At 61.0% G+C, this 14,661-nt stretch carries 19 protein-coding genes; 5 read left to right on the forward strand and 14 right to left on the reverse strand.

Translation table 11 applies throughout. The features are described from left to right. Positions 1–159: 159 nt before the first annotated feature. Positions 160–1,713 (forward strand): hypothetical protein, encoded by a 1,554-nt coding sequence (locus NKH57_RS00400; protein WP_352940814.1) that lies wholly within the window; start codon positions 160–162, stop codon positions 1,711–1,713. Between the two features lie 52 nt (positions 1,714–1,765). Here the strand turns inward: NKH57_RS00400 and NKH57_RS00405 are convergent, their stop codons facing one another. The 10 genes from NKH57_RS00405 to NKH57_RS00450 form a co-directional block, all read right to left on the reverse strand. Continuing rightward, on the reverse strand, positions 1,766–2,158 hold the full coding sequence (locus NKH57_RS00405; RefSeq protein ID WP_352940816.1) for a RidA family protein: 393 nt from the start codon (positions 2,156–2,158) through the stop codon (positions 1,766–1,768). A 291-nt stretch (positions 2,159–2,449) separates the two neighbouring features. Continuing rightward, positions 2,450–2,911, reverse strand: a complete 462-nt coding sequence (locus tag NKH57_RS00410; RefSeq protein ID WP_352940818.1) for a DUF6644 family protein — start codon at positions 2,909–2,911, stop codon at positions 2,450–2,452. Next, on the reverse strand, positions 2,912–3,301 hold the full coding sequence (locus tag NKH57_RS00415; protein WP_352940820.1) for a DUF6152 family protein: 390 nt from the start codon (positions 3,299–3,301) through the stop codon (positions 2,912–2,914). 183 nt (positions 3,302–3,484) lie between these two features. Beyond that, positions 3,485–4,021, reverse strand: a complete 537-nt coding sequence (locus tag NKH57_RS00420; protein WP_352608484.1) for a DUF4142 domain-containing protein — start codon at positions 4,019–4,021, stop codon at positions 3,485–3,487. A 95-nt stretch (positions 4,022–4,116) separates the two neighbouring features. Then, the gene (locus NKH57_RS00425) at positions 4,117–4,860 is read right to left on the reverse strand and encodes a DUF899 family protein (RefSeq protein ID WP_352940822.1); all 744 of its coding nucleotides are present in this window, start codon (positions 4,858–4,860) and stop codon (positions 4,117–4,119) included. Between the two features lie 133 nt (positions 4,861–4,993). After that, positions 4,994–5,419, reverse strand: a complete 426-nt coding sequence (locus NKH57_RS00430) for a lysozyme inhibitor LprI family protein (protein WP_352940824.1) — start codon at positions 5,417–5,419, stop codon at positions 4,994–4,996. A 152-nt stretch (positions 5,420–5,571) separates the two neighbouring features. Further along, positions 5,572–6,396, reverse strand: a complete 825-nt coding sequence (locus NKH57_RS00435; protein WP_352940826.1) for a carbohydrate ABC transporter permease — start codon at positions 6,394–6,396, stop codon at positions 5,572–5,574. Between the two features lies 1 nt (position 6,397). After that, entirely contained in the window at positions 6,398–7,360 is a 963-nt protein-coding gene (locus NKH57_RS00440) for a carbohydrate ABC transporter permease (protein WP_352940828.1), read from the reverse strand. A gap of 52 nt (positions 7,361–7,412) precedes the next feature. Beyond that, positions 7,413–8,681, reverse strand: coding sequence for an ABC transporter substrate-binding protein (locus NKH57_RS00445; protein WP_502907253.1), 1,269 nt, complete (start codon positions 8,679–8,681; stop codon positions 7,413–7,415). Positions 8,682–8,897: 216 nt separating this feature from the next. After that, a complete protein-coding gene (locus NKH57_RS00450) occupies positions 8,898–9,800 on the reverse strand; it encodes a transglycosylase SLT domain-containing protein (protein ID WP_352940830.1) in 903 nt (300 codons plus the stop codon). Between the two features lie 181 nt (positions 9,801–9,981). Between NKH57_RS00450 and NKH57_RS00455 the strand changes: the two genes are divergently transcribed. After that, entirely contained in the window at positions 9,982–10,551 is a 570-nt protein-coding gene (locus NKH57_RS00455) for a methylated-DNA--[protein]-cysteine S-methyltransferase (protein ID WP_352940832.1), read from the forward strand. Between the two features lie 7 nt (positions 10,552–10,558). Here the strand turns inward: NKH57_RS00455 and NKH57_RS00460 are convergent, their stop codons facing one another. Further along, positions 10,559–10,888 carry a hypothetical protein gene (locus NKH57_RS00460; RefSeq protein WP_352608493.1) on the reverse strand — a complete coding sequence of 110 codons (330 nt, stop codon included), beginning with the start codon at positions 10,886–10,888 and terminating at the stop codon, positions 10,559–10,561. A gap of 277 nt (positions 10,889–11,165) precedes the next feature. Between NKH57_RS00460 and NKH57_RS00465 the strand changes: the two genes are divergently transcribed. The 3 genes from NKH57_RS00465 (at position 11,166) to NKH57_RS00475 (ending at position 12,099) form a co-directional block, all read left to right on the forward strand. Next, positions 11,166–11,378 carry a cold-shock protein gene (locus tag NKH57_RS00465; RefSeq protein WP_010910991.1) on the forward strand — a complete coding sequence of 71 codons (213 nt, stop codon included), beginning with the start codon at positions 11,166–11,168 and terminating at the stop codon, positions 11,376–11,378. A 275-nt stretch (positions 11,379–11,653) separates the two neighbouring features. Then, entirely contained in the window at positions 11,654–11,848 is a 195-nt protein-coding gene (locus NKH57_RS00470) for a hypothetical protein (RefSeq protein ID WP_352940834.1), read from the forward strand. After that, complete coding sequence (locus NKH57_RS00475) at positions 11,845–12,099, forward strand: type II toxin-antitoxin system RelE family toxin (RefSeq protein WP_352940836.1); 255 nt, start codon at positions 11,845–11,847, stop codon at positions 12,097–12,099. Before NKH57_RS00470 ends, NKH57_RS00475 begins: the two co-directional genes overlap by 4 nt. 92 nt (positions 12,100–12,191) lie before the next feature. On the opposite strand, the gene NKH57_RS00480 is transcribed toward NKH57_RS00475, so the two are convergent. The 3 genes from NKH57_RS00480 to NKH57_RS00490 form a co-directional block, all read right to left on the reverse strand. After that, positions 12,192–12,800: a glutathione S-transferase family protein gene (locus NKH57_RS00480; protein ID WP_352940838.1), complete on the reverse strand. Its 609-nt coding sequence runs from the start codon at positions 12,798–12,800 to the stop codon at positions 12,192–12,194. Positions 12,801–12,907: 107 nt separating this feature from the next. Further along, positions 12,908–13,756: an EAL domain-containing protein gene (locus tag NKH57_RS00485; RefSeq protein ID WP_352940840.1), complete on the reverse strand. Its 849-nt coding sequence runs from the start codon at positions 13,754–13,756 to the stop codon at positions 12,908–12,910. After that, the gene (locus NKH57_RS00490; protein ID WP_352940842.1) at positions 13,753–14,646 is read right to left on the reverse strand and encodes an EAL domain-containing protein; all 894 of its coding nucleotides are present in this window, start codon (positions 14,644–14,646) and stop codon (positions 13,753–13,755) included. Before NKH57_RS00490 ends, NKH57_RS00485 begins: the two co-directional genes overlap by 4 nt. Positions 14,647–14,661 lie beyond the last annotated feature (15 nt).

Below are 14,661 nucleotides of genomic sequence, written 5' to 3' on the forward strand. Positions count from 1 at the left end.
AACGGGGAGAAGATGCCGGCAGGCAGATGAGGGCCAGCGCCGTCCGCTCAATTTTATGCGCTACGCATCCCAAATAATTCAGATATTCTTGCGCTTTGGGACGAGTCGGGCGGTCTTTAAATGCTAACCAATATTCAACCAACGCGGTCGCGTTTGGTAATGGCTTCTAGCGGAAGTATCTCAATTGATGCAAATCAAGAAGAGCGCCTTTTAGCGATCAAAGGCTCCGTAATTTCGTACATTACGCAGAAATTAGGGCACCTCCCTACAGATATTATATCTGCAGATCAGTATGAAAGCCTTGATGGGGCTCTATCTATCGAAACCCTGAAAATCGATTCTGGCAGTATTTGGGCTATACGATTTTCCGAGCCAGACGATCAAACACCAGGTCGTTCCTGGAGCGTCGAAATAAGCGTTGGAAAATTTAATGGAGAAATACTTGTTGGATTCAGGCTAAATTGTTTTTCCAGAAACTATGACTTCGACTTCAACAACAGCGTTCCAAGGATACTTAGGTCTCTTGTAAATAACTTCTCTTGTAGTGACTATGGATATAAACTATCCCAGAAACCAATTACGATACAGAGCAATTCTGATTCCGAATTCCTTTATAAATTGATAAATAATGGAAAGAGGTGGAGAAATATAGTCGTGGTTTCCTGCGATGACAATTTCGACTCTCTGGTTAATTATACCGGATTGGCGTACAAATTAAGTGGCGCCGCACACGTCGCGGCAATTACCCCCTCTGCGTCTTTTCACCTATCTTCGCTGATTGGCAAAGAGCTTTCCGTTTTCGATCGTGCCGTCAGGCTATACAGACCAAATTTCTCTGAAGAAGATCAGCTCACGCGCCATCCTCTCATACTTAGGAGGCAAATAGACAAAGTCCCCATAATCATAAGAAGGAAATTTGAGGAGGCGATACAGCGCGATTGCTTTAGGATGTCAATCGAGCGAGACGGCTTAGCTAAGGTAGTACCGAGCTTCGTGGACATACGATTAGCTGCATCAAAGGCTAGATTGACTGCTTTGGATCGCCATAGATCTTCAAACGACGACCTACTGACAGCTGAGATAGAAGCGAGAAAGGCTGCGGAGTCGCAATCTGAATCAGCTATGTCAATGGCAATTCAGGAGGAAGAACTTAGGAAAGAAGTCGAGTCCGAGAGAGACAACTATCGAGCGCAGCTTTATTCGATGCGTAATCGCGCTGAAGTATTAGAACATCGCTTGTCTATGGCCGGCGAACAGGTTGAGACCGGCACTCGCCCTACAACTTACGACGACGTTTCGCCTTGGGTCGAGGAGAACTTTTCGGGCAAGTTGGTACTGCATCCTAGGGCAAAGAAGGCATTGAAAAATGCAGCCTACGAAGACGTCGGAGTCGTTTGCGAGACCCTGTCCCTTCTGGCTAACGAATATAGAAAAGTTTGCCTTGGCGAAATGCGCAAGGAAGAATTTGACGGGATAATTTCAAATAAGCATCTCGATATGAGTGGATCAATAAGCGAAGAAAGAGCCAGAGAGTTCGGCGAAGAATATTTCATAAGTTGGAGAGGGAAGAAAATATTCTTGCACGGACACATTGAAAAAGGGAAATCCAGAGATGAAAGGTATTGCCTTAGGGTTTATTTCCTTTGGGAGCCGGAAGACAGCTTGATCGTAGTTGGTTGGTTGCCGTCTCACTTAACCAATCGTTTGACTTGAATCTGCATCGATCGTGGTTTTTTGCGCCTAGTCGATGTCAATTGCCTTTCCCTCAAGCCACCGCCACGCACTCAATCTCGATATCGAACTCCATCGGCCATGACGCCACCGGCACGAAGGTCCGCGATGGCGGGTTTTCGGGAAAATGCCTGGCATAGACCCGGTTGATGGCGTTGTAGAAGCCGGAATTGACGGCGTAGATGCGCACCATCACCACATTGTCCAGCGAAGTGCCGGCCGCTTCCAGGCAGTATTTCAGCGCCTTCAGCGACGCTTCGGTCTGCGTTTCGATGTCGCCCTTGACCAGCCTGCCGGTCGCGATGTCGAGCGGCGGGGTGCCGGACACGAAGACCAGCCCTGCGGCCCTGGTCACCAGCGACAGCGGCACGCCCAGCGTGCGCACCGCCGCCGACAGCACCGGCACTTCGATGATTTCCTTCTTCATGGCAATCCTCCCTGGGTTTGCAGCAGGCTGCCGCTTTAGTTCTCATGAAGAGGACCCCCACCCCCAACCCCTCCCCACAAGGGGGAGGGGAATGCCGCCTGCGCCGACACCCGCAAATTGCCGACGGTTCGGCATTGAGTTCGGGTCTGCGCAGCCTTGTCACCCTCCCCCTTGTGGGGAGGGGTTAGGGGTGGGGGTCCTCTTCGCAAAAAAACTATAGGTGACAACCCTGTGGTTGATGGAGAGATTATCCTGCCACCCGGCGAACACCAGCGCCGACGCTCGGTTTGCTTAGAGAAAACCGATGAACCGTCCGGCGAAAAGCACGGAAGTCCACAGCAGAATCGAGAGCACGGCCAGGGTGGTCCCACCTGCCGGTTCGTCGCTGCCTGTTGCGCGGCAAAAGCGTAGGAAGGCGAGCAGGTTGACGCCGGCAACAAGGATGAGTGTCATCTTGGCGAGGAAGATCGGCATCGCCGCATAGGTGCTCGCCCTTACTGAAAACAGCAGCAAGCCTGTGACAAGCGCGCCCGCGAACGCCGCCAATGCAATGCGGCGCAGCAGCGCGACGAACGCCGCATACGGCAGCGAGCGGAAGGCGCCGCAGATCCTGAGGTCCATGAGAACGACGCTGGTCAGCAGCGCGCCGATCGACATGATGTGGAGCGCATTGACCACGGGGTAGGCAACGAAGGACGCCTTCAGCCAACGCGCGAAGGCAAGTTGCTCGATACCGGCGAGGAACTCCGACATCTACGCCGGTGGCACACGCTCGGGATGGACATCGTATGTCTCGCCATTGACGATGATGCGCACCGCCTTCATGCGCTTTTCGGTCGCCTCGAGCGAGCGGTTGCCGATCGCGGTCACCTCGTCGCCGACCTTGGCAACGTCCTCCGTGAAGCCGGCGGCGATCGTGCGGGATGCCGGCGCCAACTCCACCCGCCAGGCCTGTCCCTCGGCGTCGACATCCAGCGTGGCATGCGGATTGCCGATATAGATGGCCGTGATCTTGCCCCTGAGTTCGAAAAATCCGTCCTGCGTCCACGACCAGCCGTGATGGGCATAGGCCGCGGTGCCGGCGACGAGGATCACGGCCGCCGTCAGCGCGACGCCGCGAATTGCGTTGAAAGGTGACTGCATCGCTGGTCTCCTCGGTTCATTCAGCAGGCAATCGAGAGTAGGACACGGCACGGCAAGGTCAAATCACATCGGGCGAAAGACCGGTGCCGCCAGGGCCAGCTTGGGGTGCTTGGTTTTGCCAAACGGGCTGGCATCCACCGCAGCACTCTACGGCTCCGCCGTAGAGCGCGGACTTGAACGCCTTCAACCCTGGTGCGCGACCGCCAGCTCCTTCACGTGCCTTTCGTGCATCTTCAGCGTCGGCAGCGTCTTCTTGGCGAATTCCTTCATCGCCGGCTCGTCGCCCGACTTTGCATAGGCGCTGAACAGCGCGACGGCTTCCTTGTGGGCGTTGGTCTGCATCTCGATGTATTTCGCCTGGAACTGACCGCCGCTGGCGCCCTTCAGCTCATCGAGCATCTTCTGCTCCTTGGGCTGCAGTGCCGGACCGGAAGGCGCCGTGGCCGAGGTTGTCTGGCCCAGGCTGAGAGCCGTCTTGAAATCCTCGCCGGCCTTGGTGTGATCGGCGATCATCTGCTTGGCGAACGCCTTGACATCGGCGTCAGTCGCCTGCTGCTCGGCGAGCTTGCTGGACTGGATCTCGAACTCATTGGCGCTTGGCACCATTTTGATGAAGGTCGAAGTGTCGACCTTGGTCGTGGCGACAAGCGGCGTCGACTGGGCAAAGGCGGGCGCGCCGCCCAGCAATGCCGCGGCGGTAAGGACAAGAAGGGTCTTCATGGCATGTCTCCGGGTTTGAACTATCCCTCGGACATTCCAACGCGGTAAAAGCGACGAGGTTGCGCGAACATCTTTTCTCGCCAAACGACGGCACCTCAATGGCAGCACGCCTCGCCATATTGCAGCTGTTCGTGCCAGTTCGGCCGGCCTTCCGGCGTGAAATCCATCAGGTTCCACAGGATCTCGCAGGTGCCGATGGCGCGTGGGTCCTTGCCGGGCTCCGGTGCCGCGAAGCCCAGCTCGGAAGACCAGAAATGGCGGATGCCATCCGCGTCGCGATGGAACACCGACAGCAGCGGGATCTGCGCACCGTCGGCATCCTCGGCATTGTAGTCGCGCTTGAAGCTGTTGTTGGCCGAGGACACCAGCCGCATGTTGCGCCAGCCCCTGTCGCGGCCGAGCGTGATCAGGTTGTCGAGCGCGGTCTTTGCGACCACCGCGAAATTGAAGCCGGCCGCCTCGAGATGCCCGACCGCGCCGTCGAACTGGTCGAGCAGCGCCGTGCAGGACGGACATGGCTGGTCCGGGCGGGCAAGCTTCGCCGTGCCGCCGCTGGTTGCCACGTCGCGCTTTTCCTGCGGATGGCGCGGAAACATCATGTTGTAGAGGATCAGGCTGTCCTTGCCCGGCGCGAACAGCTCCGAAAGTTTCATCTTCGCGGGCCTGCCTTCGGCGTCCAGCCCGTCGAACTCATAGTCCTGGCGGATCAGTCCGCCCGGCGGCAGCGCCCGCCGGGCCTCGGCCACGGTCTCCATGGCGCGGCGCAGCTCGATTTCCTTTCGCAGCAGTTTTTCACGCGCGGTGCGGTATCTGGCGGATTCGTTGGGAAAGGTGATCATGACAGTCTCCTTGGGTCGTCGCGCCGGCGTCCCGGCACGGTTGCCTCTGCGACCCAAGGACGTTTCGCGGCGGCCGGTTCCGACATTTGCGTGAGCGCGGCGGCGGAGCCTTCCCGAAAAGGTTGGACGGACGCTACCGCGCTGCCGGCACCGGGCAGTCGGTGTCGGCATCCTTGCAATTGAGGTAGCCTTGCAGGTCCTTCAGCCTGTTGTTGGTGAGGGATGCCTGGCAGGAGGCAACGACCATCGGATACATGCTGCCCGCATCGGCAGGCGGACCGCCCTGGAAATTGCATTCGGCGTCGCGGAAAGCGACCCAGGCGCGCTGCGCATTGACCAGCAGCTTCTTCGACGCCGCATTGTCCTTCAGCCTGCCCTCGATCTGCCTGTAGGCGTCGTTGAGCTTCTTGTCGGCCGCGTCGAATGCCTTGCCGGCGCACGCGTTCATGGTCGCCTGGTCCTGGGCGTTGGCGCAGTCGTCGGCGGCCCGCGCGGTGCCGGCATAGAGCGGAACGGCAAGTATCAGGGTGGCAAGGCTGGAGAGCAGAAACCGCATCATGTTTCCTCCGGTTCAGCAACGCCCCACGCCGGCGAAGCTTAGCAACCGGCCGAGTGCAGGCAAGATGCGGCCTGCCGCGTTGGTGGACAGCTCCTTTACTTGCCCGGTTCTCGCGGCAGCTCGGCAAGACGCGCCGCAGGATGACAGCGGCCTCACCCCTTGACGCCACCGGCGGTGAGACCGGAGACGATCTTGCGCTGGAAGATCAGGACCAGCACCACCAGCGGCACCGTGACGATCACCGAAGCTGCCATGATGTTGCCCCATGGGATCTCGAACTGCGAGTTGCCGGAGAGCAGCGCGATCGCCACCGGCACGGTCCGCTGCGCGTTGTTGGAGGTGAATGTCAGGGCAAAGAGGAATTCGTTCCACGCACCGATGAAGGCCAGCAGCCCGGTGGTCGCCAGCGCCGGCCACATCAGCGGCAGGAAGACTTGCGTGACGATGATCCACGGCGTCGCGCCGTCGAGGATCGCCGCCTCCTCGATCTCGACAGGCAGGTCGCGAACGAAGGTGGTGAGCACCCAGACGGTGAAGGGCAAGGTGAAGATCATGTAGGAGAAGATCAGCGCGAACAGCGAATTGTAGAGGCCGAACATGCGGACCAGTTCGAACAGCCCGGCCAGCAGCGCCACCTGCGGGAACATCGAGACCGACAGGATGGTGAACAGCAGGGCCGAGCGGCCGGGAAAGCGGATGCGTGCCAGCGCATAGGCTGATGTGACGCCGAGCAACAGCGACAGCGCAACGACCGCGCCCGAGACGAACAGCGAATTAATGAGATTGCGCACGAAGCTGCCCTCGGTCAGCACATTCCGGTAGTTGGCAAGACTGACCGTCGTCGGCCACAGATCGGCTCGGAACAGATCGGTGCCCGATTTCAGGCTGGTGACGATGGCGTAGTAGAACGGGAACACCGCGACGAAGACGATTGCGCCGACCAGCAGGTAAAACGCCGTGCGCTTCAGGATCCACATGTCAGCGGCCTCCGTCCAGGCTGATCCGGCCGACCCGGATGGTGACGATGGTGAGCAGAGCAAGGATCAGGAAGAGCAAGGTCGAGGCGGCGGAGCCATAGGCGAACTTGTCGAACTCGAACAGGTTCTCGCGGGCGAACACCGACATCGACTTGGTGTGCACATTGTTGGGCGTCAGCACATAGATCAAGTCGAAGATGCGCAGCGCGTCGAGCGCGCGGAAGATCACCGCCACCATCACCGCCGGACGGATCAGCGGCAACGTCACCCACCAGAAGATCTGCCACGGGTTGGCGCCGTCGAGTCTGGCCACCTCGATGATCTCCCTCGGCAGCATCTGCAGCGCGGCCAGGATCAGCAACGCCATGAATGGTGTCGTTTTCCAGATATCGACGATGAGGATCGCCGCCATCGCCGTGTCGGCGTTGGCCGTCCAGGCGATCTTGGCGCTGGTCAGGCCGAGGTTGAGCAACACGACGTTGATGATGCCGAACTGGTCATTGAGCATCCACTGCCACATCTTCGCCGAGACGATCGTCGGGATGGCCCAGGGGATCAGGATCGCCGCCCTGACGATGCCGCGGCCTGGGAATTTGGCATTGAGAACCAGCGCAACGATCGTGCCGAGGATCGTCTCGCAGGTAACCGAGATCACCGCGAAGCGCACCGTATTCCAGACGGCACGCCACCAGACCGGATCAACGAGCAGACCATCGTAGAGGACCCGCCCGCTCGGCATGCTGAACACCGAGAAATAATTGCCGAAGCCGACCCATCGGCGCGCGTCGAGGTCGGCCAGCGAGGCGTCGGTGAAGCTGAAATAGACCGTGCGGACGAGCGGCCAACCGGCCGCCGCGGCGAGCACCAGAAGCATTGGCGCCAGGAAAAGCCAGGCCGAGCGAACGCGCTGAGCCGTCAACGACGAGTGCGCAGCCCTGGCTGTTTCAGGTTCCATTCTTATCATCTCGCACTCGCTCGTTGCGGCTCCGCCAGGCGGATGCCCCAGCATCGTCGCGTCACCAGCCTCGGCCCTTCAGCTTGGTCAGCATCGCTTCGAGGTCGGCCAGATTGTCGGTGGCAGTGCCGTCGCCCGAGAGCGTGTTGTGAACGGCGTTCCAGAACTGGCTCGACGCCTCGTTGTATTTGATCCTGGTCGCGGCCGAGGGGCGCGGCATCGCGTTGAGAAAGATCTGCTTCCAGCGCGGAACGATCGGCTGTTGCCGGGCGATGTCAGCATCGTCATACAGCGCCTGGATGGTCGGCAGGTTGGACGTCTTCAGCGTGCGGTATTTCTGCATCGCGGGCGAGGCGATGAACTTGACCAGCTCGATCGCGGCATCCTGATGCTTCGAATATTTGGAGACGGCGAGGTTCCAGCCGCCCAGCGTCGCGATCGGCCGGGCGCCTTCGCCCGTGCCGGCCGGCAGCGGCGCCACGTCGAATTTGCCCTTGATCGGCGAGCCCCCGCCGTTGCCGAGCGCGTAGGCATAGGGCCAGTTGCGCATGAACACCGCGTTGCCTGTCTGCCACACGCCGCGCGATTCCTCTTCCTGGTAGGCAAGCACGCCGGGCGGCGCGATGGTCCCGACCCAGCCCTTGGCCATATCGAGCACCGCCGCCGCATTTGGGTTGTTGATGGAGATGGAGCCGTCCGGCTCGATGATCTGGCCGCCGCCACTCGACATCACCCATTCGAGCGCATTGCAGGTCAGGCCCTCATAGGCGTTGCCCTGGAAGACGAAGCCCCAGATATCCCGATTGCCCGCCGCACGCTCCCCGTCCATGACCAGCTTGGCGGTGCCTGCCAGCTCCTTCCAGGTCGCCGGCACCTTGGCGCCGTACTTGTCGAGGAGATCCTTGCGGTAGTAGAGCGCCGGCGCATCGGTGAAGATCGGCAGCGCGACGAGCTTGCCGTTGACCGTCTGCGACTGGATGATCGACGGGAAATGGGCGCCGACGACATCCTTGGTCGCGGCGGTCAGATCGACGAGCTGGCTGGCGAGCTGCGGCGCCCAGATCACGTCCGTCTGATAGACGTCGATGTCGCTGTTTCCCGCGGCGAGCCAAAGCCGGTATTGGCCGAACTGGTCGGTCCCGGACGTCGGCATGACGACGATGCCGACTTTGTTGCCGCTGTCCTTCTCGTAACGGTCGAGGATCTCGCGCAGCACCTTGATGCCGTCGCCCGTATCGCCCGAGACGATCGACAGCTCGACGGCCTGCACGGGCGTGCCGACCAGCATGGCGGCCGTGCCGAGCGCCAGAAATGCGTGAAAAAGCTTCATGATGGTGGATGTCCCTCCGCAGCCGTGCGGCGGAAAATCCTCCCACGCACCGGCAGCTTGTCAGACCCCACCCTGCAATGAATGCGGAGCGACGCTTTGGGTTCCCAAATCACGCGGCTGGAACGGTTTCAGCCGTGCGGCGGAACCAACGTCTCGTCGAGGATCTTGCGCAGCCGGATGTCGTTCAAACCCGCGGACGCGTTTCAGGCATCGCGCTCAGGCGTCGGGCTGCAGGCGGCGTCGCTGACGGTCGACACCAAGGCCGGTCGCCTCGAGCAGGCCCTTGCGCTTGGCGTCGAAATAATAGCCGGTCTGATAGAGCCAGTCGGCCTTCTTGGCGTTGCCGCCGGCCACCAGCCAGGCGCCGCGCAGATATTTGACCGCGTATTTCAGATTGGTCTCGGCGTCGAACAGGCCCTTGGCCGGTCCGTCATAGCCCATGCCGCGCGCCGTCGCGTGCTTGATCTGCATCAGCCCCCAATGGCCATTGTTGTAGGCTTTCGGGTTGAAGGTGCTCTCGCGGTTGACGACGTGGCGCACCAGGTCCACCGGCACCTGATAGAGGGCGGCATATTTCTCGATCAGCCGTTCGACATCGCCACGCACGCCCGTCGAGCGTTCTTCGGTCGGCCCGAACGGACCCTGCACCAGGGCGGCCGGGTTCTGCGGCACGATATAGGCGACCTGCTGGACGCCGGACATCCGGTCGCCCTTGGCGGTCGCCGGCATCACCAGCCCCGCGGTCGTATAGGTCTCGGCAGCCCGGATCGGCTCGCCCGCACTGGCCGGCGCAGGCGCCTGCCAGGCATTGGCGGTCATCACGGCAGGCACGGCTGGTGCCGCCGGCGTCGAACCGGCAAAGGCGGCGGTCACTGCCGCCGGTTGCGCTGCGGGATCGAGCGGCAGCTCGGCCGTCTGAACGGGCGCGATACCGGAGGATTCCGGCAGCACAAAAACCGTTTCCGGCAGCGGCACGGTGAAGCCGGCGTCAGTGCCGGCGACGGTCGCGGTTTCGGTAAGAGCCGGCGCGGACTTCATCTGCGAGGTCGACGTGCAACCGCTGATGCCGGCGGCGGCCAGGATCACGCCGATCGCGATAAGGTTGAATTTTGCTGGCAAGCCGAGCTCGGGTCCGATTTGTCGGGGTGTTAAGAAATCCCTTACACCAGCGACTCATGACCGGCAATCGGGGCCACCGGCTGGTTTTCGGGTGGCGAGACTTGGCCCCCGATGCCATATTGTTCTGGATATGTACTGGGGCGAATCCCGGTTTTCGCCACTTTGCGGAAAGGAACGCATCATGGACACGACCTCTTCGATCACGGCCGGCCACGCAGTGTTAGAAACAGTGATCGGTTTCATGGGCATTGCCTGGAGTGAGAAGGGCCTGATCCGGCTCTGTCTACCCGAACGCAGCCGCGAAGCGGTGCAGCGGCGCTTGCTGCGCCATGGCGGCGTTTCCGCCTCCACCGCCCAGCCGCCATGGGTGGTCGAGCTGATCGCCTCGATCAGGGCCTACGCGGCGGGCGAGGACGTCGATTTCTCCGGCGTGCCGGTCGATCTCGACGGCGTCGACGATTTCCGCCTCGCCATCTACGACGCGGCGCGAAAACTCTCCTTCGGCGAAACCACCACCTATGGCGAGTTGGCCAAGGCGGCTGGCCATGCCGGGCTGGCTCGCGAAACCGGGGCCGCCCTCGGCGCCAATCCGGTGCCGCTGGTCATTCCTTGCCACCGCATCCTAGCGGCCGGCGGCAAGATCGGCGGCTTCTCGGCGCCGGGCGGTTCGGTCACCAAGGAGAAGATGCTGGCCATGGAAGGCGTGCGGGTCGGCCCGCCGCCACCGGCGCAGGTTTCCTTCGGGTTCTGACGCGGTTCTAGTTGTTGTGGAAGAACCGCCTGCGGAAATGCCGGTCGTTGTCCGGACGCTTGCAGTTATAGACGGGACAGGACTTGGTGTCGGCGCTCGGCACGTAGGCGCGCGTCCTCACCTCGCCCATGGTGCAGAATTGCTGGCTCTGCACATAGCGGTCGTAGAGCGGCAATCCCGGCACCCGCGTCGACTGGTAGCGCAGGATGACGGCGCCTTGCCGGGCTATCGTCGTCTGAACCTTGCCGCAGCTCATATGCGTCGGATCGTAGCGCGAGATCGCCTGCGCCTCGGCCGCCACCAGCGTCAGGCAGGCGGCAAGCAGAATGGTTTTCATGGTCCTCTCCCCTGATCCGCCGCTCGAGGACAGCGTGACCTGCCGCAACGTTTTCAGCAGATTGGGGCAGCCGTTGGGCAGCCCCTCGATCACGGCTTTCTCACGCAGTCTTGTATTTTATGCGAAACCAGCCTATATGCCTTCCATTGATATTTCGGCCGATCGATCCGGGCCTCGCGATCTTCGCGTTTGCTGACGTCTATCTCCAAAATCTCGATGCACACCGGCTGGACTTCGGTCTGGTCAAACTAAAGCAAATGTTGAAGGACTATTAAAAATGGCAACTGGAACGGTCAAGTGGTTCAACGCCACCAAGGGCTTCGGCTTCATTCAGCCTGACGCAGGCGGCGCGGACGTTTTCGTCCATATCTCCGCTGTCGAGCGTGCTGGACTGTCGACCTTGGTCGAAGGCCAGAAGATCAACTTCGAGATCGAGCAGGACCGCCGCACTGGCAAGTCGTCCGCTGGATCTCTGAGCAAGGCAGCCTGATTTTGCGATAGCGCGCGCCGGGCGAGAGCCCGGGGCGCGCGGCAAGTCACGGATGTACTGATAGTCGCGCGAGAAGCGCGCCGGAGCGGAAAGACCCGACAAGCTGGATCAGCAGATAGCTGCCAGCCCGGACCGGACGCTCCCGATCAGGCTACCAAGCATGGAAGGCGGGATTTTTCCCGCCTTTTTGCTGCCTGGGGTTTAACGCCGACGGCCAGGAGCTATAGTCCCACCTCTGGTGACACTTTTGACCCAATTTGTGGTACTATTCAGCCATGACCAAGCTTGAGCAAATCGAAAAATCCGTCGCCGAACTGAGCGCCGAGGAACTGAAGGCCTTTGCCGCCTGGTTCGAAGCGCTTCGGGCGGACATGTGGGATCGGCAGATCGAGGCCGACTCGGGCCGATTGGACAAGCTTGCCGAACAGGCACTGGCTGACCATCGCGCTGGCTGGACCCGGCCACTGTGAATCACGTCGCCTCCCCATCGTTCTGGGAGGCTTATGAAAAACTGCCATTGTCCATCAGGGCAAAGGCTGACAGACGTTTTGCAAGCCTGCGTTCTGATCCCTTTCATCCATCACTGCGTTTCAAACAAGTTGGACGATATTGGTGGGCGCGAGTTGACGACAATTACCGAGCTGTTGCCATCCGCATCAATGATGACGTGATCTGGTTCTGGATCGGCACCCATGCTGATTACGATCATCTCCTGAAGTAACCAATACTCCTGGCCAAGGCCGCAAGCCCGATCAGGCGTCGCGCATATCTCTGCGCCCAATCGGAGCAATGGCGATGGCGTAAGGACAAAAACTACCCCAGCCACTCGATCGGCACATGCCCCGGATCCGCCTCCACTCGGGCAAGCCAGGCGGCGACCGCCGGATAGGCGTCGAGCTGGAAGCCGCCCTGCTCCGCCGTATGGGTATAGGCATAGAGCGCGATATCAGCGACGCTGACCGCGCCGCCGGCGAAGAAGGCATTGTCTTCCAAATGCCTGTTCATCACGCCGAGCGCCTTGTTGCCGCGCTCCAGCGTCACCGCCAGCCGCTCCGGCGTCGCATCCGCGGCTCTTTCAGGGAAAGTCAGAAGCGCCTTGCGCACGGCGATGTAAGGTTCGTGGCTGTACTGCTCGAAAAACAGCCATTGATAGGCGAGTCCCCGCTCATATCTGTCGACCGGCAAAAAACGCGTTCCTTCGGCGAGGTAAAGCAGGATAGCGTTGGATTCGGCCAGGCGACGGCCGTCGTCGAGTTCGAGCAGCGGCACCATGGCGTTCGGGTTCTTGGCGACAAAGTCTGCTTTCCGGGTGTCGCCGGTGTGCGAACTCACCTCGACATTGGTGAAAGCAAGGCCAAGCTTGGCCATCAGCAGGCGCGGCTTATAGCAATTGCCGCTGTCGATCATGCCGTAAAGTATCATGGCTGTTCCCCGGAGCGCTGTCTCTGCTGTCGCGATTATCGCAGCGGCGGCGCCCTCAACCAATGATTTGTTTTGGTACGACGATCAGCGCCGCTGATACCGGCGACCTAGCCAAACAACGGGATGACATTGCCGACATTGCCGAGCAGCGTATCGATATGCAGCGGCTCTTCATCAAATATCGTGCCGGCAAGCGCCGGGCGGGCGAGAAAAAAACCCTGCAGAAGATCGACGCCGCCTTCGAGCGCGACGCGAAGATGGGTGGGTTGCTCGATGCCTTCGACCAGCACCTTGGCGCCGCGGTCATGCAGGCTGGAAACCAGCGGGCGGAAAAAGCGTTCGGCGGCTGCGTGGCGGCAGAACTCCGCGAACCAGATGCCGTCGATCTTGACGATGTCGGGCTTGAGCAGGTTCACCCGCTCTTCGGTCGAGTGCCCGGTGCCGAAATCGTCGATGGCGATGCGGATGCCGTCGCGCCGCATTTCGCGCGCCAACCGGGCAAGAAGCGTGTCATCGGCCGCCTGTTCGGTGATCTCGCAGACCAGCATGGCTGGCGCGAGGCCGAACTCGTTGAGATGCCTGGTCATCAGCCGGATCTCGGCCAGCGCCCGCCCGGGATGGTCGTTGATCAGCGGATTGTAGTTGAAGAACAGGTCGAGCCCGTCGACGCCGATATTGGAAAAATTCCTGAGGTGCAGCGCCCGGCACATGGTCTCCACAAACAGGCGATCCGAGGCGGCAATACTGTCGAAGAAAACCCGTGGCGCACCGGGTCGCCCGCCGCGGTGCGGCTCGATCAGGGCTTCGACGGCGACCGCGTGAAGGAACCGGCCACGCGGCGCGAAAATCGGCTGATAGGCGCTGCGCAGCCGGAACTCGCCATGGACGCCATATACGATGCCGACTTCGTCGACCCAGATCGCATCGCCGACATTGCGCCGCCTCTCAAGCCTCATGGCACCACCCTGCGTCCGAACGCCTTCACCTGCCGCGCCGAATGCGGTGCCGGGGCGGCAGCAGGCGCGTCGGCGGCGGCGGCGGCGGGGGCCTGCCTGTTCTTGTCGAAGACGCGAAAGCTGGTCGGCGCCAGTTCGGGCCGCGCCAGCACGAAACCCTGCACCATCGATGCTCCCGATTTCTCGGCGAGCTCCAATTGCCAGCTCTCCTCGATACCTTCGAACACCGTCCGGATGCCTTGCGCCTCGAAGCTTCTCACCATGGTGGTCAAAAGCGCGAAGCCGGCGCCGGATTCCATCAGCTGCGTTATCCAATAGGCATCGAACTTGACGATATCCGGCTTCAACTCCCTGACGCGGTTGATGTCGGAATCGTCGGCGCCATAATCGTCGACGGCGATGCGAAAGCCGTTGGCTTTCAGTGCCGCGACGAAACTGTGCAGGGTTGCCTGCGATGCCGAGCGCTGCTCGGTCACTTCGCAGACGACCCGGCGTGGATCGATGCCGGCCTCATGCAGCACCAGCCGCATTTCGCGCAAGGCGGCGTCGGCAACGGGGCGTTCGGTGAACACCGACGGGTCGAAATTGATGAAAATCGACGCCTCTTGTGGCAGGCAGGCGCCGGCGTTCAGAAGATGCAGCGTCCTCGTCAGCGCCTCGATATGCAAACGGTCGGCGGCTGGGCAGGTCGAGAAGAAATTCATCGGCGATTGCGGCTCGCCGTCGCGGAACGGCCGGATCAGCCCTTCGAACGCGACCACCGACAGTTTGCCTTCGTTGAAGGCGAAGATCGGCTGGAAGGCGCTCTGCAGCGTGTAGATGCCCCAGACACCGGTGGAGGTGCCGTCGTCCTGACGGATGATGTGGGCAAGCCCGATGCTGCGCGACACTGTTCCTCGCTCCGC

This window comes from Mesorhizobium sp. M1050, from assembly GCF_040318715.1.
In the GTDB taxonomy this organism is placed as follows: Bacteria; Pseudomonadota; Alphaproteobacteria; order Rhizobiales; family Rhizobiaceae; genus Mesorhizobium.

Coding starts and splice junctions, on each gene's coding strand:
- NKH57_RS00400 (WP_352940814.1), top strand. CDS start 160: ATGGCTTCTAGCGGAAGTATCTCAATTGATGCAAATCAAGAAGAGCGC.
- NKH57_RS00405 (WP_352940816.1), bottom strand. CDS start 2,158: ATGAAGAAGGAAATCATCGAAGTGCCGGTGCTGTCGGCGGCGGTGCGC.
- NKH57_RS00410 (WP_352940818.1), bottom strand. CDS start 2,911: ATGTCGGAGTTCCTCGCCGGTATCGAGCAACTTGCCTTCGCGCGTTGG.
- NKH57_RS00415 (WP_352940820.1), bottom strand. CDS start 3,301: ATGCAGTCACCTTTCAACGCAATTCGCGGCGTCGCGCTGACGGCGGCC.
- NKH57_RS00420 (WP_352608484.1), bottom strand. CDS start 4,021: ATGAAGACCCTTCTTGTCCTTACCGCCGCGGCATTGCTGGGCGGCGCG.
- NKH57_RS00425 (WP_352940822.1), bottom strand. CDS start 4,860: ATGATCACCTTTCCCAACGAATCCGCCAGATACCGCACCGCGCGTGAA.
- NKH57_RS00430 (WP_352940824.1), bottom strand. CDS start 5,419: ATGATGCGGTTTCTGCTCTCCAGCCTTGCCACCCTGATACTTGCCGTT.
- NKH57_RS00435 (WP_352940826.1), bottom strand. CDS start 6,396: ATGTGGATCCTGAAGCGCACGGCGTTTTACCTGCTGGTCGGCGCAATC.
- NKH57_RS00440 (WP_352940828.1), bottom strand. CDS start 7,360: ATGATAAGAATGGAACCTGAAACAGCCAGGGCTGCGCACTCGTCGTTG.
- NKH57_RS00445 (WP_502907253.1), bottom strand. CDS start 8,681: ATGAAGCTTTTTCACGCATTTCTGGCGCTCGGCACGGCCGCCATGCTG.
- NKH57_RS00455 (WP_352940832.1), top strand. CDS start 9,982: ATGGACACGACCTCTTCGATCACGGCCGGCCACGCAGTGTTAGAAACA.
- NKH57_RS00460 (WP_352608493.1), bottom strand. CDS start 10,888: ATGAAAACCATTCTGCTTGCCGCCTGCCTGACGCTGGTGGCGGCCGAG.
- NKH57_RS00465 (WP_010910991.1), top strand. CDS start 11,166: ATGGCAACTGGAACGGTCAAGTGGTTCAACGCCACCAAGGGCTTCGGC.
- NKH57_RS00470 (WP_352940834.1), top strand. CDS start 11,654: ATGACCAAGCTTGAGCAAATCGAAAAATCCGTCGCCGAACTGAGCGCC.
- NKH57_RS00480 (WP_352940838.1), bottom strand. CDS start 12,800: ATGATACTTTACGGCATGATCGACAGCGGCAATTGCTATAAGCCGCGC.
- NKH57_RS00485 (WP_352940840.1), bottom strand. CDS start 13,756: ATGAGGCTTGAGAGGCGGCGCAATGTCGGCGATGCGATCTGGGTCGAC.